At 41.4% G+C, this 18,191-nt stretch carries 15 protein-coding genes; 3 read left to right on the top strand and 12 right to left on the bottom strand.

The window, feature by feature from the left end:
- Positions 1-23 precede the first annotated feature (23 nt).
- Genes FM071_RS02415 through surE form a run of 5 tightly spaced genes read right to left on the bottom strand, consistent with a single transcriptional unit; the run spans position 24 to position 2,289 of the window.
- Entirely contained in the window at positions 24-230 is a 207-nt protein-coding gene (locus tag FM071_RS02415) for a DUF2905 domain-containing protein (RefSeq protein WP_193111447.1), read from the bottom strand.
- Between the two features lie 2 nt (positions 231-232).
- The gene (locus tag FM071_RS02410; protein WP_193111446.1) at positions 233-493 is read right to left on the bottom strand and encodes a thiamine biosynthesis protein ThiF; all 261 of its coding nucleotides are present in this window, start codon (positions 491-493) and stop codon (positions 233-235) included.
- Positions 477-860, bottom strand: coding sequence for a hypothetical protein (locus tag FM071_RS02405; RefSeq protein ID WP_193111445.1), 384 nt, complete (start codon positions 858-860; stop codon positions 477-479). Before FM071_RS02405 ends, FM071_RS02410 begins: the two co-directional genes overlap by 17 nt.
- Entirely contained in the window at positions 853-1,503 is a 651-nt protein-coding gene (locus FM071_RS02400; protein ID WP_193111444.1) for a tRNA threonylcarbamoyladenosine dehydratase, read from the bottom strand. The genes FM071_RS02405 and FM071_RS02400 overlap by 8 nt, the downstream gene beginning before the upstream one ends.
- A gap of 3 nt (positions 1,504-1,506) precedes the next feature.
- A complete protein-coding gene (surE, locus tag FM071_RS02395) occupies positions 1,507-2,289 on the bottom strand; it encodes a 5'/3'-nucleotidase SurE (protein ID WP_193111443.1) in 783 nt (260 codons plus the stop codon).
- 71 nt (positions 2,290-2,360) lie between these two features.
- Between surE and FM071_RS10840 the strand changes: the two genes are divergently transcribed.
- Positions 2,361-3,485 carry a methyl-accepting chemotaxis protein gene (locus FM071_RS10840; RefSeq protein ID WP_430738966.1) on the top strand — a complete coding sequence of 375 codons (1,125 nt, stop codon included), beginning with the start codon at positions 2,361-2,363 and terminating at the stop codon, positions 3,483-3,485.
- Between the two features lie 2 nt (positions 3,486-3,487).
- On the opposite strand, the gene FM071_RS02385 is transcribed toward FM071_RS10840, so the two are convergent.
- Positions 3,488-6,010, bottom strand: a complete 2,523-nt coding sequence (locus tag FM071_RS02385; protein WP_193111442.1) for a bifunctional diguanylate cyclase/phosphodiesterase — start codon at positions 6,008-6,010, stop codon at positions 3,488-3,490.
- A gap of 164 nt (positions 6,011-6,174) precedes the next feature.
- Between FM071_RS02385 and rho the strand changes: the two genes are divergently transcribed.
- Complete coding sequence (rho, locus tag FM071_RS02380; RefSeq protein WP_193111441.1) at positions 6,175-7,542, top strand: transcription termination factor Rho; 1,368 nt, start codon at positions 6,175-6,177, stop codon at positions 7,540-7,542.
- 12 nt (positions 7,543-7,554) lie between these two features.
- On the opposite strand, the gene FM071_RS02375 is transcribed toward rho, so the two are convergent.
- The 3 genes from FM071_RS02375 to FM071_RS02365 are packed head-to-tail and all read right to left on the bottom strand — an operon-like array spanning position 7,555 to position 10,471.
- A complete protein-coding gene (locus FM071_RS02375; protein WP_193111440.1) occupies positions 7,555-7,884 on the bottom strand; it encodes a thioredoxin family protein in 330 nt (109 codons plus the stop codon).
- A 3-nt stretch (positions 7,885-7,887) separates the two neighbouring features.
- A complete protein-coding gene (gene murD, locus FM071_RS02370) occupies positions 7,888-9,144 on the bottom strand; it encodes a UDP-N-acetylmuramoyl-L-alanine--D-glutamate ligase (protein ID WP_193111439.1) in 1,257 nt (418 codons plus the stop codon).
- Positions 9,122-10,471, bottom strand: a complete 1,350-nt coding sequence (locus FM071_RS02365) for a MurL-like N-terminal domain-containing (protein ID WP_193111438.1) — start codon at positions 10,469-10,471, stop codon at positions 9,122-9,124. Before FM071_RS02365 ends, murD begins: the two co-directional genes overlap by 23 nt.
- A gap of 71 nt (positions 10,472-10,542) precedes the next feature.
- Between FM071_RS02365 and FM071_RS02360 the strand changes: the two genes are divergently transcribed.
- A complete protein-coding gene (locus tag FM071_RS02360; RefSeq protein ID WP_193111437.1) occupies positions 10,543-12,291 on the top strand; it encodes a DNA polymerase III subunit gamma/tau in 1,749 nt (582 codons plus the stop codon).
- On the opposite strand, the gene FM071_RS02355 is transcribed toward FM071_RS02360, so the two are convergent.
- From FM071_RS02355 to FM071_RS02345, 3 genes are read right to left on the bottom strand one after another with little or no spacing between them, the layout of a single operon-like run.
- A complete protein-coding gene (locus FM071_RS02355) occupies positions 12,288-12,653 on the bottom strand; it encodes a hypothetical protein (protein ID WP_193111436.1) in 366 nt (121 codons plus the stop codon). The genes FM071_RS02360 and FM071_RS02355 overlap by 4 nt on opposite strands.
- Positions 12,647-13,321 carry a response regulator transcription factor gene (locus FM071_RS02350; protein WP_193111435.1) on the bottom strand — a complete coding sequence of 225 codons (675 nt, stop codon included), beginning with the start codon at positions 13,319-13,321 and terminating at the stop codon, positions 12,647-12,649. Before FM071_RS02350 ends, FM071_RS02355 begins: the two co-directional genes overlap by 7 nt.
- A 51-nt stretch (positions 13,322-13,372) precedes the next feature.
- The gene (locus FM071_RS02345; protein WP_193111434.1) at positions 13,373-17,758 is read right to left on the bottom strand and encodes a beta strand repeat-containing protein; all 4,386 of its coding nucleotides are present in this window, start codon (positions 17,756-17,758) and stop codon (positions 13,373-13,375) included.
- Positions 17,759-18,191: the final 433 nt, after the last annotated feature.

Genomic DNA, 18,191 nt, shown 5'->3' with positions numbered 1-18,191 from the left:
GATTCTATTATTATAGCGAAAGTTTAACTTGAAAATTTTGAGAAGAGTGCAAAAAGAAGACTCAACACTACACTTATCAAAATCATACTTGTTATGGGAAAATAAAAACTAAAATTTTCTCTCTCTATCACTATATCACCCGGCAATCTAAAGAGATGTCCATTCAACAGATATGCCAAAACTCCCAATATAATAAATATGATACCTACCGTAAAAAATATTTTATACATTGTCACGCCTTCTCTACAAGTGATAAGAGTGAAAGATCAAAGTATAAAATATTTTCTTTTGTCCTGATAGTAATCACACATCCTATTTTAGAGATTTCCTGTGCATTTCGTATCTCACGCAAGAGCACTATTTTCTCCTGCGTGAGCGGGTCATAAGCAAAGAGAATATCTTCTTCAATGATAAAAAGTCGTCCGCCGCCGCATCCATCACCGATAATACCTTCACAGACCAGAGGTGAGTTCAGATCAAAACCATGAGTCATCTAAACACTCCTCTTTCGCATCTTTTACGAACTTTTTGTAATCACTTGAGTTTTTGTCAAGCGATCTATACTCATCATAGGTATACTCTTTAAAAGTGGCATCATCGAGGCATTTGCAAAGTTTGGTCGAGCTCTCATCACCACTGCAGTGTGAAAGCATTTCACTTTTTTGATTTTCTTTCCAGCCTACATAGGAATTATAGTACGGATAAAGAGCCCAGATTGCAAACCCAATGGTAAGAACAATATTTATGATATATTCCCATTTTCGTGTCTCAAAATATTTTTTTACATCATAAGAGATGAGAATCAAAAAAACTATCTCGAGTGTAATATTGAACCAGTCACTATCTAAAAAATCAAACATTTTTCTTCTTTCGTAATACTTTTATGGATTCAGCACACATCGTCAAGCCAAAAGTTGCCGTTACACCCATAAAACTGCCTTTCTCTTTTACAACTGCTTCTTCACTTGAAAAAACAACTTTGTATTTTTTGTTAAAGCCACGTTTTTTCAGCTCGTTGCGGATCTTTGCACCGAACTTATCGCCGTAACTTTTCCAAATATCACCTACCTGCACCTGTGTCGGGTCCAATCTTTTTGCACTGCCAAAAGAGGAGATAAGCTTTTTGTAGCACTTTTGCGCTACAGCAAGTTTTGCATTTCTATCATCAATAGCATCGAGTACGAGGTCATACGGGTCAAAGTCAAACTCCCGCACCCACTCTTCATCAATTCTTTTGTTAATAACAATCAGGTCTGGGTAATGTTCCTTGAGTGCTTCAACTTTCACTTCGCCTTCATGCAACTCCGACCACATCTGACGATTTTGGTTAGACTTGTCATAGGTATCAAAATCGACTATTGTAATATCTTTCACCCCGCTTCTATACAAACAGTCAAGACAAAAGCTCCCTACGCCGCCGACACCAAGCAAGATAACTTTAGCATTTTCAAGTTTGTTGAAATCCTCTTTAAGAACAAGTTTTATGCGGTCATATTTTTCCATCAACTACAGCCATTTCTCTAAAGTTTCAATGCTTTTGTAAGCTGTAAGGTCGAGCATAATAGGCGTGATGGAGATATAACCATCACGAATCGCTTCATAATCGCTCACGCCGCTTTGCCCCTCACGCGCACGAAAGTTCAGCGGATGCAGACCAAGCCAATAGTGCTCTTCACCGCGTGGGTTTCTATGAATCTCCGCCTCATTGGAGTAGACTCTGTAACCGGCATAGGTGATCTTCATCTCAGCTTCGTCAACATCGGGCGGAATATTGATGTTTAAAAACTCACGCTCACGCAAAGGAAAGTTATCTTCACGTATCTTTGTCACTATCTTTTTTATCGTCTTTTGCGCTAAAGAAAAGTCACCGTTTGGATTGGTAAAGTCCATCACCTGTGAGATGGCGATAGAAGGGATGTTGTGCAGTACACCTTCCATAGCTCCCGCTGCCGTTCCGCTGTATGTGATATCTTCGCCCATATTCGAGCCGCGGTTGATACCGCTGATGATAAGATTGGGCTTTGTATCTTGAAAGATCGCAGAAAGTGAAAGGTAGACACAATCTGTCGGCGTTCCGTCTTCAAGCTTGAAAAAGTTCTCTTCGATGCCGATGAATCGCAGCGGCTTTGTCAATGTCAAGGAATGTCCGCAGGCTGACTTTTCATTCGCCGGTGCGACCACTGTCACTTCGACATCATCAAGCTCACGCAAAGCGCTTACCAAAGAGAACAGCCCTTTTGCCTCGTAACCGTCATCATTTGTTACTAAAATTTTATATTTTTTATTCATGGTCATCATTTTATACTAAAAGAGATTATTGGTACTTAAAATGCTTACTATAAGTTATGAAATTTCTCTTTATGACACTATTACTAAGCTCTTTTTTATTTGCAACGACAACGATCGAACAAAATTATGAAAAACTCAACTCTATTGTCGATTCCATCTCTAAAGAACTTACCCCGGAAGAGAAGGTTGCACTATACTATCTCATACTTACTACTCATGACAAGATCACAGCATCGCTCTCCATCGATGAATCTCAAGCAAATTCATTAGAGAACATCCAGAGCGAAACACTCAAAACGATTGCAAAACTGGGTAATTCAGACAAAATAGACAAAAAAAGTCTCACGCAGATAAAAAAGCTCTATCTTTCAATGAATGAAGAGGCTCAAAAGCTTATAAAACAAAAAGCGCTGAAACATCCGCAAACACAAAAAGTGATCTATAAAGATAAAATTGTTTATAGAGACAAGATCATCTACAAAGAGAAAAAAGTTGAGCACAACAACTATCTCTTATTGAGTATTGCTTCCCTTCTCAGCTTTGTGGTTGGTCTTGGAGCTGGTTATTTTCTTTTTAGAAAAAAAACCGCCCATGTTTTTGATCAAAAAGAAAACAGTACTCCGTTTATAAAAGAAATTGAGCAGCAAAAGCAGGAACTTCATCAACAGCTCATCCTCACGCAGGAACAATTGAAAAACAAAGAAAAAAAGTATAAAGAGGATAATGATGCGCTTCATTATGAGAACAGTGCTCTCAAAGAAAAGAATGAAGCACTGCAAAAAAGCATAGAAAACCTGCAGCGTGAGCAGCAACATTATACACAAGAGATTGAAACCAAGTTAACTGAACTACAAGAAGAAAAAGAGAAACTTATGCAGGATCTTGCCACTCTGGGTGAGCAGCAAAGTAATAGCGAAGAAAATAATTTTCATTTTGATGAGAAATTACAGTCAGTACAAGATCAAAGTCAGAACATTCACTCCGTATTAAACACCATCGCCGATATAGCTGATCAAACGAATCTCCTAGCCCTCAATGCAGCCATAGAAGCCGCACGTGCGGGTGAACATGGACGCGGCTTCGCCGTCGTTGCCGATGAAGTGAGAAAACTGGCTGAGAGAACGCAAAAAACACTCTCAGAAGCAAAAGTTGAGATATCTACTATTGTTGATTCGATCTCGACGCTCAAAGAGTAAGCCTACTCTTTGAGCAGTTTCTCCATAGCTATAGCATTGAGCGGTTTACTAAAATAGTACCCTTGAATATTTTGACAGCCGTTGTCAAGTAGAAAAGAGAGCTGTTCTTCTGTCTCGACACCTTCGGCGATGATATTGAGCTTCATTGATTTCGCAAGAGCGATGATGGCCATAACGATTGCATCGTCTTCCGCATCCTGATTAATATCCTTTATAAACGAACGGTCGATCTTGAGTTCATCGAGCGGAAATCTTTTCAAATAGGTAAGAGAAGATTGTCCTGTTCCAAAATCATCGAGTGCCAGTTCCACACCTAACTTATGAATGAGATTCAGCTTTTCTACATTATCCTGTGGATTACGCATAACGTCACGCTCCAAAACTTCAAGTTTCAACCATTCAGGTAAAAATGAACTCTCATCCATTCGTTTTTTCAAAGTATCTAAAAATACCGCGGACTCAAGCTGTTTAATAGCAAGATTAAGTGACAACACACCAGGACTAAGACCTTTATCATACCACTCTTTTATCTGCTTCATAGCAGTTTTCATAACCCAATTATCTATCTCTATAATTAAAGAAGACTCCTCAGCCAAAGGAATAAACTTTGAAGGAGGAATAAGGCCCAGACTTGGATGTTCCCAGCGTATCAAGGCTTCCATGCCGATAATCTCTTTTGTACTGCCATTAAATTGAGGCTGATAATAGAGCGTGAATTCATCATTGATAAGTGCCTGCCGAATATTTGACTCCAGCACAACTCTTTCAAATGCAAGTTCCGTCATCTCTTTTGTATAGAACTGAAAGTTATCCCTTCCTTCATCTTTTGCTTTGTACATTGCATTATCTGCATACTTTAGCAGGTCACTTGAAAGTGTACCGTCGTCGGGATAGATACTGATACCTATACTGCATGAAAGGTAGATAGTACGTCCTTCAATGATAAAAGGTTTACGAAATGTCTCAATGATCTTCTGTGCTATATGCGTAGCATCCGAGATCTTTTCGATGTTTTCAAGCAATACTGTAAATTCATCGCCGCCAAGTCTTGCTAAAGTATCTTCGGCTCGCAGCTCTGAACTGAGCCGTTTGCTTGACTCAAGCAGTATCTGATCACCGATGTCATGACCAAGAGAATCATTGACCTCTTTAAAATGATCGAGATCGATGAAGAAAAGAACAAATTTTGAATTATTACGCTTAGCCTTTTGTATGGCCTGTTCTATTCTGTCATAATAGAGCGTACGATTTGGCAGACCTGTCAGTGCATCATGGTGCGCTTGAAAATCAAGCAAAGCACTTTTTACTTCCAACTCTTTGAGCGTACTTTTGAGATGTTCATGATCACTCTCTATCTTGAGTCTGTCATTTTTTTGCTGCGTGATATCTATGATAAAGCCAAATAGTGATATTGGATTACCCTCTTTGTCCCTGCCGAGACTGACAATATCAAGCACCCATATAACCGATCCATCTTTTTTCACCATTCGATACTCCATCAAATGATCCTTGCCTTTTTGCGTCTCGTTCATACAGTATGCGGCTGTTTCTTCCCTGTCTTCAGGATGGAGCATCATCTTCCATGAATCCAGATCCGTCCACTCTTCGCGTTCATACCCAAGAATATGTTTTGCATTTTGAGAAACATAGACAAATCTGTTCTCACGCAAATCAAACTCCCAACTGATGCCGTTTATGTTCTCAAGAAGATTCTCAAGTCGTTTGTTCTGCGAAACGAGTTTCTCTTCAAGTGCCTTGTAGTCACTGATGTCATCGATAATCCAAATAACACCTTTGTCCAGATCGGCAGGCTTGGAAGAATCGACCGCTTTTCCACTGAGACTTATCCAAACACGCTCTCCATTTTTCTTGCGCAGTTCATAATTGATATGAGAAGATTCATTGTTAGAGAGTGGTTTATAGTGGTGCTCTCCAAACCAGACAAAGCGCTCATGGGAGAGATGCAGTTGCTCCATCGAAATGCCTTCCATCTCCTCTGGAGAGTCATAGCCCAAAATATCAGCAAGACGCTGATTAGCTTTATAGAGGTATCGTCCACCTTTGAGATACATGATACCAATCTGGGAATTTTCAAAGATGGAGTTGAGCTCACGCTCACGCTCATGCAGCTCTACATACGCTTTCTCTCTAGCTTCGATGGAGATAAATGTACCCACTAAAGCCCTCTCGCCGTCAATCTCTACCATAATGGCCGTGATCTCGATCGGCACTTCTTTGCCATCAGAACGCAGAGCGGCATTTTTTACATGTGTGATGGATTGTCCCGATTCCAAAGCGGCGATATCTGTTGAAAAGGTCTCCCGTCCCTTTGCGTTCCAATAATCCGAATGGAGTGTCGTCTGCGGCTTGCCAACAAGGTCATCAGCACTTCGCATCCACAAAGCCTCTGCTTTTGGATTGGCATGCAGTATCAATCCCGTCTTAGCAGAGGCTATTACGATGGCAACAGGAATCGAGTTAAGGTACTTAAAATATTCTTCTTTATTATTAACTTTCACTATCATAAAGAAATTCTAACAAATAATTCAATAAATACCTATTTAATGTACCAAATAGCCAAAACTTGACATTCACACGTCTCTTATTGTAAAATTACGCCAACAAAAGATAAATATCTTTCAAACTTTCCCACATTCAAAATCCCAAAAAAATTAAGGTAGTCTTACTTATGAGTGAAAACACTTCATCGCAACCCCGCAAAAATTCAAAACAAAACAATAAAAACAACAACAATAACAACAATAACAACGCTAAACGCACACATACACCGGTAAAAGGTTCAAGTGTTGAAGAGCTTCGTACAAAAAGTATTCAGGAACTTGTAGAGATTGCAACAGAACTTGGAGTCGAAGATCCAAATGAGCTAAAACGTCAGGATGTCATCTTTGAGATCCTTAAAGCGCAAACAGCTCAAGGCGGCTATATACTCTTTTCAGGGATTTTAGAGATTATGCAGGATGGTTACGGCTTTATCCGTTCTATCGACAAGTCATTCAACGAATCTATCAATGATGCCTATGTTTCCAACACGCAGATAAAAAGATTTGCCCTTAGAAACGGGGATGTGGTAACCGGCCAAGTACGCCCTCCAAAAGATCAGGAGCGTTACTATGCACTTATCAAAATAGAAGCGGTAAACTCTCTTCCACCTGAAGAGAGCAAAAAACGTCCTCTCTTTGACAACCTTACACCACTTTATCCGGAAGAACAGCTCAAACTCGAGTACAACGAGAAAAAACTGACAGGTCGTATGCTTGATCTTTTCTCACCTATCGGAAAAGGTCAGCGTGGTTTGATTGTCGCACCGCCTAGAAGCGGTAAGACAGAGCTTCTCAAAGAGATTGCTCACGGTATCACGGCAAATCATGCAGAAGTTGATCTGATGGTTCTACTTGTCGATGAGAGACCTGAAGAGGTAACGGACATGGAGCGCAGCGTTAAGGGTGAAGTCTACTCTTCTACTTTTGATATGCCGGCTAAAAATCACGTAAAAGTAGCGGAGATGGTTATAGAAAAAGCGAAACGCCGCGTTGAGATCGGTCGTGATGTTGTTATCTTGCTTGACTCTATCACACGTCTTGCACGTGCGTACAATACAGTGACACCATCAAGCGGTAAAGTTCTTTCCGGTGGTGTTGATGCCAACGCACTCCACAAACCAAAACGTTTCTTTGGTGCAGCTCGTAACATCGAAAACGGCGGCAGTTTGACTATCATCGCAACAGCGCTTGTTGATACAGGAAGCCGTATGGATGAAGTGATCTTCGAAGAGTTCAAAGGTACCGGTAATATGGAAGTCGTGCTTGACAGAAAAATCGCAGACAGAAGAATTTTCCCTGCTATTGACATTCTTAAATCAGGTACACGTAAAGATGAACTGCTTATCGGCAAAGAGACACTGCAAAAAGTCTTTATCCTTCGTCAAATGCTTCATAAACAAGATAATGAAGTCGAAGCGTTGAAATTTATCTATAATACAATGGGTAAAAAAGCGACAAACGAAGAGTTCTTGGAGAGTATGAATACAGAAAAGTAGTTAGTTTTCTAACTACCTCTCTTTTAATATGATATCAATCATATCATCTGCCAGCATTATGCCATTTTTATAAAGCAGTTGCGATGAAGCGGTCTGAAAAATGAGCGTCGTCGGCACCTGTTCTATCTCAAAACGCTGCATCAATCCTAAACATTCACCAACGTCAATATCTAAAATGGACACTTTTGTCACTCTGTCATGCACCTCTTCAAGTTCAAACTCCATCAACTGACATGAATCACAGTAAGCCGAACCAAACTTCAATATGACCGTATGACCCTTTTCAAATTCACGCTCGACAATATCATCAAAACTCTCTTCATCAACAGCAATAAACGGCATTTTCTATCCTTTTAAATTGTTTACCAGAGACTTAAACTCTTCTCCACGTTCAGCAAAGTTTTTGTAACTATTAAAACTTGAAGCTGCCGGAGAAAAGAGCACTATCTCTCTTGCACACTCACCTGCTTTTTTCACACTCTCACGCAAGTCGTGCATATAAAACAGGTGTTTGTTATTTTCTTCTTCATTAATTTTCTCATAGATTTGCTTACCGGTATCTGAAAAACAGATAATATTTTTCACATTACTCTCACGCAGGAAGTTCACAAGTTCACTATAGTCAACTCCCCTGTCATAACCGCCAAGAATTATCGTATCAACATTTTTCAAGATCTTCATCGCTTCCATAGATGCCTGCGGTATGGTCGAGATCGAGTCATTTATATAGCTCACGCCATCAATCTCATCTACAAATTCCAAACGATGTGGCAGGGTTTGAAATGTTGTAACCGTCTTCATAAAGGTACTCTCATCTATCTCTAAAATTTCTGCCAATTTTTCAAGTATCTGCAATGTCGCATGATGGATGTAGCCATTTTTAATGTTAAACTGAACCTCATTCTTCAGCTCATTTGCAAAAACATTGTATGTATGCTTGCTTGGCGCTTTTTCAGTATCAAAGTAATTATTTGGATTTTGCAGATTATAGATAAAGATATCTCTAGCATTTTGATGTCTGAAGATATTGAACTTTGCTTCATAGTAATCAGCCAGATCCTCATAATAGTCCAAATGTTCAGGAAAAAGATTTGTCAAAACAGCTATGTGAGGGGAGTGGTTGACATGATGGAGTTGATGGGAAGAGAGTTCCATAACAACCGTTGTCTCTTCATCTATCGTCTCTATCGCCTGCAGTGGGGAGATACCGATATTACCACATAGAAGTGATTTTCTTCCTGCGTTTTTAAGCATAGAATCTATAAGCGTTACAAGTGTACTTTTACCTTTTGTTCCCGTCACACCGATAATTTGTGAGCCGAAATGTTTTAAAAAAAGTTCCGTTATCGAGGTAAAATTGTATGCATCATAATCGATACCAAGCGTATGTAAAGAGATTCCGGGAGATTTTACGATAAGCTCTGCCTCACGCAGACCATCGAGATAATTATCATCATCTGCATAATTTTTATCGACTATGCTGATGGCAACATCAGGCAGATATTTCTCAGCAAAAGCATGAAAGGACCTTCCCTCAACGCCATAACCGAAAATCGCTATCTTTTTATACTGTTCAAGGTCAGAAACTAAGTCGTTCAACATGCTCACGCAGCACCTCTTTAAATTTTTGCGGCAGATTATTTTGCCCATCGTAATCAACTGCAAGATTATAATGCATCTCTTGCGGCTTATAGTTTTTCAGCAGATATGGCAGCTCCTCTTTTTTGTAACTGTTGTACTTTTTCGAGAGTGCATAATTGACTTCATCATAGGTTCCCACGCACTCAAAAGGTTTGACGGCATCACTCTGGCTGAGCCCATCAAAAAGTTCTTGAAGTTCAGGGTCATCCAGCATATCTTTGCCAAATATCTCACGCAGCGTTGCATCATCGATATAGTTGCAGAGCATGATGTAGGTAAAGAGACACTTCGGACACTTGCCGCACCACTCATTCTTTTTGCTTCCGACATTGCAGCTGCGAAAATCAAAAAAGTGCTCACGCGCTTCAACGCTGAAAAGCTTGGCAATGTGTATCTCATCAAGCGGACGCAAAAAGCTGAAATACTCCACATCCTCGGTAATATACTCTGAAACATACGCTCGAAAATCATTCTCAAACTCTATGGATTTTGAATACTGATGGTTGATTTTTTGTCCGTTGTAAACGATGTTTTCTTCATTGGCACTTGATTCGTTCGAGAGAACGATGTACTTCGTTTTTGTCAGCAGTCCAAGCCAGATGGAAATAAAACCGACAATGGATGAAAAAGGTATATGCCCGTTGAGATAGCCCCGCTTGTTGAAGTCAAATATCTTCTCAAGATCAAGCTCACGTCGCAGCTCTATTGCGTGAGAAGGATGTTTGTCAAGTATCTTTTTTGAAGCGACGATCGGGTTCATGGAAAAAAGCAGCGACTCGGGAAAAGCCTCTTTTAAAAGCTCATAACTCACAAGCGAATCTTTTCCGCCGCCGATTGGAATGATATTGTTCTCACGTGTCTGCACTGCTATCTTTGCAAAACCCTCTGTCGGCAAAGCGATGAACTCTACGAGGTCATCTTGTGTCACTTCGATCTTGTTAAGATAGATAAACTCACCAAGACCGTTAAAATAGAGCTTTTGAAACCACTTTTTTTGCGACTCGCAGAGATTCCCGCACTCAATAATGAAGGTTTGCGGCACTGCTATTTTATAGTAGCTTATCGCTTCGGCAAGACCTATATGAAAAACTATATTGTCCATATTTGTCTCTGTCACGATCTTCTCATCTTTTGGCAAGACAAGTCGGTGATGAAAATCCGTTGTCTGCTCTTGTTCTTTGAGTTGATAGTGAAACTCTAAAGAGATTTCCGTTTCATTTTTTGAAATTTTATAAGATTTATATATAAACTGATTGTTTTGTGCACGTAATTCATTAAATTTTTTCATTGTAGATAATTATAGTGTTTTTTAACTCTATAAATGATAAAATCTTTTTAATAACTAGAGGAGTTCTCATTTTGCAAGAAGCACATGAAGTATTAGCACGAAAATATCGTCCGTCGAATTTTGATGAACTTATTGGTCAAGAAACTATTGCGCAGACACTCTCTTTGGCACTTGATGCCAACCGCCTCTCTCACGCATACCTCTTTTCCGGACTTCGAGGCAGCGGTAAGACTTCAACAGCCCGTATCTTTGCAAAAGCGCTTATCTGTGAAGAGGGAATGAGTCATCAACCCTGTGACAAATGCTCCAACTGCATCATGGCAAAAGAGGGACGGCACATGGACATCATCGAGATGGACGGTGCTTCCTCACGCAAGATAGACGATATTCGAGACCTCATAGAGCAGACTAAATACAAACCGGCTGCCGCACGTTACAAGATCTTCATCATCGATGAAGTGCATATGCTCACAAAAGAGGCCTTTAATGCCCTGCTAAAAACGCTTGAAGAGCCGCCTGAGTATGTCAAGTTCATTCTTGCTACGACCGATCCGCTCAAACTTCCGGCAACCATTCTTAGCCGAACGCAGCATTTTCGATTTAAGAGCATTGCAACAAACAAGATAGTCGACCACTTGGCACACATCTTAAACCTTGAGGGCATCAGCTATGAACACGATGCACTTGAGATCCTTGCACGAAGCGGCAGCGGTAGTCTGCGTGACACGCTCACGCTGCTCGATCAGGCCATTATCTACTCCAAAAATCATGTCGATGTCAGAACCGTTACCGATATGCTGGGGCTAGTTGACCCTAAATTCATTGCACAGATCTTCGACGCTGTTTTTGCCAAAGATTACGCAGCACTTGTCGCGTATACAAAAGTGCTTGAAGATTATGAGAGCGAGATGGTCGTCGATGAGCTGATAGCATTTTTAAAAGAGAAGATGTATAACCAAGACGCCCTCTTTTCAACCCTTGTCCTTGACAGATTTTTCAGAATTTTAAGCGAATCGAAATATCTCTTTAGTATCAATGCAGACGGTTCATTTGTACTAAGTATGATATTTTTCAAGATGATAGAAGCGCTCCGAATCCGTGAGATTGACCAGATGATAGAGAGCTTCCAAAAAGATGTCTCACGTCCGGAAATTCTTACGCAGTCTGAAACACCTGTACCGACACCAAAGGTAAAACTGCAAGAGACCACACCTGAAATGAACGGCGTCATTGCCCAACCTATTCCTGCAGCAAGCCAACCGAAACAGGAGGTTATCACACAAGAAGAAAAAACAATTGTACCAGATGAGCCAATGCACCAACAAGAAAATAGAAGTGATCCCGCTCTTGCAAAATTCAATGAACTCGTCGCAAAGATAAAAGACAGAAATGCGGCTCTTGGTGAGTGTTTTGAACAGCAGATTTCCTTTGTCTCGTATGAAGACAATGTGCTTACATGGGAAAGCTGTGCCGATGAAGCGTGCAAAAAGAGCCTCAAGCACGGTTACGGTGTTATCAAACAGCTGGTACGGGAGACCTTCTCTTTTGAGACACAGATCAAAGGTATAGCCTGTTCCAACCCTGTAAAAGAAAAACCAGAAGAAACTATGCCCCAAGAGCAAACACAACCACAAGGCGGACAAAGTGCGTCAACAGTTGAAGATATAGAAGCCGGCGGCGGTGCGAGCTGTGTTACAAACTGCGCCGAGTCTTCCATTCAGGATGAGCGTGACGGCACAGACATTACAAAAGAGCCAATGGTGCAAAAAGCCATAGAGATGTTTGAAGCTAAAAAGGTAACTGTTCAGTCGAAGATTTAAGACTTTTTCTTTTTTTGATGCAGCCTCTTGGCGATGTTTTTTAAAAGCACAGAGAGTTGCAAAAACTCGACAAAGTGCATTATCTTTACTTCTGCAGTGTACTCTTTTTCATTGATAGCATTCGTGTACTCCATCAATGCTTCCATATCAGCCGCAATATTTTTAAAATAACGTCCTAAAAAAAGAAAGAAAAGCAGTGAAAGCAGAACAAATACGACACTGATCGCAGCGCCCACATAAAAAGCAGCTTCAGACTCTAAAAAAAATAAGAGTACAAAAAAAGTAAACCCAATAAACAGAGAAAAGATCAGAGTGTAGATAATTACTGTCTTTTTGAAAAGCTCACTTTCTAACTTTAACACAGCTTGTAACCAACCCCCCGAACCGTCTGAATATAATCTTTTGATTTATCAGGGTCTATTTTTTCTTTCAGTCTGTTAATCGCTACATTGACAGTCTTATATTGATAATTTTCACTGTCTCCCCAGACATTCTCCAGTAGATAATCACGCTCTAGTACCGAGTTTTTATTTTTGATAAATTCACTCAAAAGATCAAACTCAAGTTTCGTAACTTCAATATTCTTACCATCGACAAAGACCTCTCTTGTGTCATTATCAAGAACCAGATCTCTAAAATGCAACTTCCCGCTACTTACTTTTTTTGAAGTTCTTTTCAAAACAGAACGGACACGTAAAAGAAGTTCTTTCATATTGAAAGGTTTTGTGATGTAATCATCTCCGCCTCGCACAAAGCCTTCTTCTATGTCTTCATCACTGTCTTTTGCACTCAAAAAGATAACAGGAGTGTCAAAGCCATCCTCACGCAGCCCTTTAACAAACTCACTCCCCTCCACTCCGGGAAGGTTTCTATCCATAATGAGCAGGTCAACATCTTCTTCTTCAAGCATCTGCGCTACCGTTTTCGTATTTAAAAACCCAGTAGTTTCAAACCCCTCTTTTTCTAAATGATACTCTAAAAGTTCAAGGAGATCCTCTTCATCTTCTACAATGACGATATTTGCACTCATAGTGACTGACCTTTATTTTAACTATCAAATTGTAGCAAAATAGAGGTTATTTTATAAACCTGAATTTTGCAAATTGTCATCTACAATGAGTGTAACACTGTCTGATGTAGAATCATTTGAATATGTATATGTTGTCACAGTACCATCATCTACAGCACTCTGTTGAGTCCATCCACTTGTATCGACATTTACCTGATCTGCACTGTCACCTGTAATTTCAAGCGTATTATTGGTATCTGTCATGTCAAGAACATCATCTAAGGATAAATTTGTTATTGTATCATTATGACTATTAGTGGAAAAATCAATTTTTTCTATGTTATCTAACTTACTAAAATCCAATGTTGTTGTCGTATCAAGAGTAATAGCTGTATCAATATGAACTGTATCAAAACCTGTACCACCATCCACTATATCTGTTCCATCAACAACAATCTCATCATCTCCACCCCCGCCATTCAGAGTATCAACAACACCAACAGTTCCTATAAGTATCTCATTACTATCTGTTCCATCTATTTGATTTGAATCTGCTATGGTATCAACACTTACAGTAGCAGAATCCGAACTTTTTCCATCACTAATGTCATAATCAAATGTTGCTAAGTCAGTACCTGGAACAGGGTCTATAGAGATCCATAAATCATATTTTCCATCATCATCTGAAATACCATTGTTAGAATTATCCCATGCAGTAGCATCAACATAATAATAACCATCTTGTGTTACTGTATGCTCTAAATAAGCATCAAGAGATGTCCCATGATGATAATCACTATCTGTAGAACCAGTTCCGCCTAAATCAGCAGAAGCATCATCATTTCTTGCTAATTCATTACCTTGAGCATCATATAAAACCAGATATGTATCTACATCTTGATCATCTATCCCAGTATCTCTATCCCCATCATCTCCATTATCGATATCTAAAACAATTTTTTCCCCAGCATATAAATAAACTTTAATAAAATCTTGATCTGTTCTATCACGTGTAGAGCCATCATCATCAATATAACCAGTCCATTTAAAACTTGGTAAACTTGAATCACCTACTTCTCCTGATTGAGCACTGCTAACTTGACCAAACTGAGCTCTTGAAATTTCCACCGCATGTGCAATATCATTATTTAAAGGATTAGCTTCAGAATCTGCAGGTTGTTCAAGCGTATTATCCGCTGACTGTGCCAATAGACCAAATGAAGATTGATCGATAAAAGAAACAGGATTTACACCACTTACATTTCCTGCTTGAGCATTATATGTATTTGTAATATTTAAATCACTCAAATCTAAATCATAATCATTTCTCGTTAATATCCCTTGTGCAATAGATATTACATCACCTTCATCGACAGTAGTTAAGATTATATCATCTACTGCAACAGGAGGGTTATCGTTAGGAGTTGTATCGGCTGGGTTTACATTGGCTGTAGCAGAGGAAGTTTGTCCTGTTGTAGAGGCTGCTGTTACAGTAAAGTCTGGAAGATTGCCACCACCATTGACTACGGCTGCGCCTGCTGCTGTGAGCGTCACTGTTCCAGTAGATGCATCGATGGCATAGTTTGTTGTGTCATCTATTGTGTAGGTGATATCGCCGCCGTCAGGGTCATTTGCAGTGGATGTTGCTACTGTATCGCCTGCGTTTGTGCTGTCTTCTACGAATGGACCGTCTACCGGAGTCACTGTTAATGTTAATGGCTCATTTGTATCGGTATCGGCTGGGTTTACATTGGCTGTAGCAGAGGAAGTTTGTCCTGTTGTAGAGGCTGCTGTTACAGTAAAGTCTGGAAGATTGCCACCACCATTGACTACGGCTGCGCCTGCTGCTGTGAGCGTCACTGTTCCAGTAGATGCATCGATGGCATAGTTTGTTGTGTCATCTATTGTGTAGGTGATATCGCCGCCGTCAGGGTCATTTGCAGTGGATGTTGCTACTGTATCGCCTGCGTTTGTGCTGTCTTCTACGAATGGACCGTCTACCGGAGTCACTGTTAATGTTAATGGCTCATTTGTATCGGTATCGGCTGGGTTTACATTGGCTGTAGCAGAGGAAGTTTGTCCTGTTGTAGAGGCTGCTGTTACAGTAAAGTCTGGAAGATTGCCACCACCATTGACTACGGCTGCGCCTGCTGCTGTGAGCGTCACTGTTCCAGTAGATGCATCGATGGCATAGTTTGTTGTGTCATCTATTGTGTAGGTGATATCGCCGCCGTCAGGGTCATTTGCAGTGGATGTTGCTACTGTATCGCCTGCGTTTGTGCTGTCTTCTACGAATGGACCGTCTACCGGAGTCACTGTTAATGTTAATGGCTCATTTGTATCGGTATCGGCTGGGTTTACATTGGCTGTAGCAGAGGAAGTTTGTCCTGTTGTAGAGGCTGCTGTTACAGTAAAGTCTGGAAGATTGCCACCACCATTGACTACGGCTGCGCCTGCTGCTGTGAGCGTCACTGTTCCAGTAGATGCATCGATGGCATAGTTTGTTGTGTCATCTATTGTGTAGGTGATATCGCCGCCGTCAGGGTCATTTGCAGTGGATGTTGCTACTGTATCGCCTGCGTTTGTGCTGTCTTCTACGAATGGACCGTCTACCGGAGTCACTGTTAATGTTAATGGCTCATTTGTATCGGTATCGGCTGGGTTTACATTGGCTGTAGCAGAGGAAGTTTGTCCTGTTGTAGAGGCTGCTGTTACAGTAAAGTCTGGAAGATTGCCACCACCATTGACTACGGCTGCGCCTGCTGCTGTGAGCGTCACTGTTCCAGTAGATGCATCGATGGCATAGTTTGTTGTGTCATCTATTGTGTAGGTGATATCGCCGCCGTCAGGGTCATTTGCAGTGGATGTTGCTACTGTATCGCCTGCGTTTGTGCTGTCTTCTACGAATGGACCGTCTACCGGAGTCACTGTTAATGTTAATGGCTCATTTGTATCGGTATCGGCTGGGTTTACATTGGCTGTAGCAGAGGAAGTTTGTCCTGTTGTAGAGGCTGCTGTTACAGTAAAGTCTGGAAGATTGCCACCACCATTGACTACGGCTGCGCCTGCTGCTGTGAGCGTCACTGTTCCAGTAGATGCATCGATGGCATAGTTTGTTGTGTCATCTATTGTGTAGGTGATATCGCCGCCGTCAGGGTCATTTGCAGTGGATGTTGCTACTGTATCGCCTGCGTTTGTGCTGTCTTCTACGAATGGACCGTCTACCGGAGTCACTGTTAATGTTAATGGCTCATTTGTATCGGTATCGGCTGGGTTTACATTGGCTGTAGCAGAGGAAGTTTGTCCTGTTGTAGAGGCTGCTGTTACAGTAAAGTCTGGAAGATTGCCACCACCATTGACTACGGCTGCGCCTGCTGCTGTGAGCGTCACTGTTCCAGTAGATGCATCGATGGCATAGTTTGTTGTGTCATCTATTGTGTAGGTGATATCGCCGCCGTCAGGGTCATTTGCAGTGGATGTTGCTACTGTATCGCCTGCGTTTGTGCTGTCTTCTACGAATGGACCGTCTACCGGAGTCACTGTTAATGTTAATGGCTCATTTGTATCGGTATCGGCTGGGTTTACATTGGCTGTAGCAGAGGAAGTTTGTCCTGTTGTAGAGGCTGCTGTTACAGTAAAGTCTGGAAGATTGCCACCACCATTGACTACGGCTGCGCCTGCTGCTGTGAGCGTCACTGTTCCAGTAGATGCATCGATGGCATAGTTTGTTGTGTCATCTATTGTGTAGGTGATATCGCCGCCGTCAGGGTCATTTGCAGTGGATGTTGCTACTGTATCGCCTGCGTTTGTGCTGTCTTCTACGAATGGACCGTCTACCGGAGTCACTGTTAATGTTAATGGCTCATTTGTATCGGTATCGGCTGGGTTTACATTGGCTGTAGCAGAGGAAGTTTGTCCTGTTGTAGAGGCTGCTGTTACAGTAAAGTCTGGAAGATTGCCACCACCATTGACTACGGCTGCGCCTGCTGCTGTGAGCGTCACTGTTCCAGTAGATGCATCGATGGCATAGTTTGTTGTGTCATCTATTGTGTAGGTGATATCGCCGCCGTCAGGGTCATTTGCAGTGGATGTTGCTACTGTATCGCCTGCGTTTGTGCTGTCTTCTACGAATGGACCGTCTACCGGAGTCACTGTTAATGTTAATGGCTCATTTGTATCGGTATCGGCTGGGTTTACATTGGCTGTAGCAGAGGAAGTTTGTCCTGTTGTAGAGGCTGCTGTTACAGTAAAGTCTGGAAGATTGCCACCACCATTGACTACGGCTGCGCCTGCTGCTGTGAGCGTCACTGTTCCAGTAGATGCATCGATGGCATAGTTTGTTGTGTCATCTATTGTGTAGGTGATATCGCCGCCGTCAGGGTCATTTGCAGTGGATGTTGCTACTGTATCGCCTGCGTTTGTGCTGTCTTCTACGAATGGACCGTCTACCGGAGTCACTGTTAATGTTAATGGCTCATTTGTATCGGTATCGGCTGGGTTTACATTGGCTAGCAGAGGAAGTTTGTCCTGTTGTAGAGGCTGCTGTTACAGTAAAGTCTGGAAGATTGCACCACCATTGACTACGGCTGCGCCTGCTGCTGTGAGCGTCACTGTTCCAGTAGATGCATCGATGGCATAGTTTGTTGTGTCATCTATTGTGTAGGTGATATCGCCGCCGTCAGGGTCATTTGCAGTGGATGTTGCTACTGTATCGCCTGCGTTGTGCTGTCTTCTACGAATGGACCGTCTACCGGAGTCACTGTTAATGTTAATGGCTCATTTGTATCGGTATCGGCTGGGTTACATTGGCTGTAGCAGAGGAAGTTTGTCCCTGTTGTAGAGGCTGCTGTTACAGTAAAGTCTGGAAGATTGCCACCACCATTGACTACGG

This window comes from Sulfurimonas paralvinellae (assembly GCF_014905135.1).
Classification (GTDB): domain Bacteria; phylum Campylobacterota; class Campylobacteria; order Campylobacterales; family Sulfurimonadaceae; genus Sulfurimonas; species Sulfurimonas paralvinellae.
This window is presented reverse-complemented; position numbering and strand designations above follow the sequence as displayed.

Coding starts and splice junctions, on each gene's coding strand:
- FM071_RS10840 (WP_430738966.1), top strand. CDS start 2,361: ATGACACTATTACTAAGCTCTTTTTTATTTGCAACGACAACGATCGAA.
- FM071_RS02410 (WP_193111446.1), bottom strand. CDS start 493: ATGACTCATGGTTTTGATCTGAACTCACCTCTGGTCTGTGAAGGTATT.
- FM071_RS02375 (WP_193111440.1), bottom strand. CDS start 7,884: ATGCCGTTTATTGCTGTTGATGAAGAGAGTTTTGATGATATTGTCGAG.
- FM071_RS02415 (WP_193111447.1), bottom strand. CDS start 230: ATGTATAAAATATTTTTTACGGTAGGTATCATATTTATTATATTGGGA.
- FM071_RS02385 (WP_193111442.1), bottom strand. CDS start 6,010: ATGATAGTGAAAGTTAATAATAAAGAAGAATATTTTAAGTACCTTAAC.
- FM071_RS02365 (WP_193111438.1), bottom strand. CDS start 10,471: ATGAAAAAATTTAATGAATTACGTGCACAAAACAATCAGTTTATATAT.
- FM071_RS02405 (WP_193111445.1), bottom strand. CDS start 860: ATGTTTGATTTTTTAGATAGTGACTGGTTCAATATTACACTCGAGATA.
- rho (WP_193111441.1), top strand. CDS start 6,175: ATGAGTGAAAACACTTCATCGCAACCCCGCAAAAATTCAAAACAAAAC.
- FM071_RS02400 (WP_193111444.1), bottom strand. CDS start 1,503: ATGGAAAAATATGACCGCATAAAACTTGTTCTTAAAGAGGATTTCAAC.
- murD (WP_193111439.1), bottom strand. CDS start 9,144: ATGTTGAACGACTTAGTTTCTGACCTTGAACAGTATAAAAAGATAGCG.
- surE (WP_193111443.1), bottom strand. CDS start 2,289: ATGAATAAAAAATATAAAATTTTAGTAACAAATGATGACGGTTACGAG.
- FM071_RS02350 (WP_193111435.1), bottom strand. CDS start 13,321: ATGAGTGCAAATATCGTCATTGTAGAAGATGAAGAGGATCTCCTTGAA.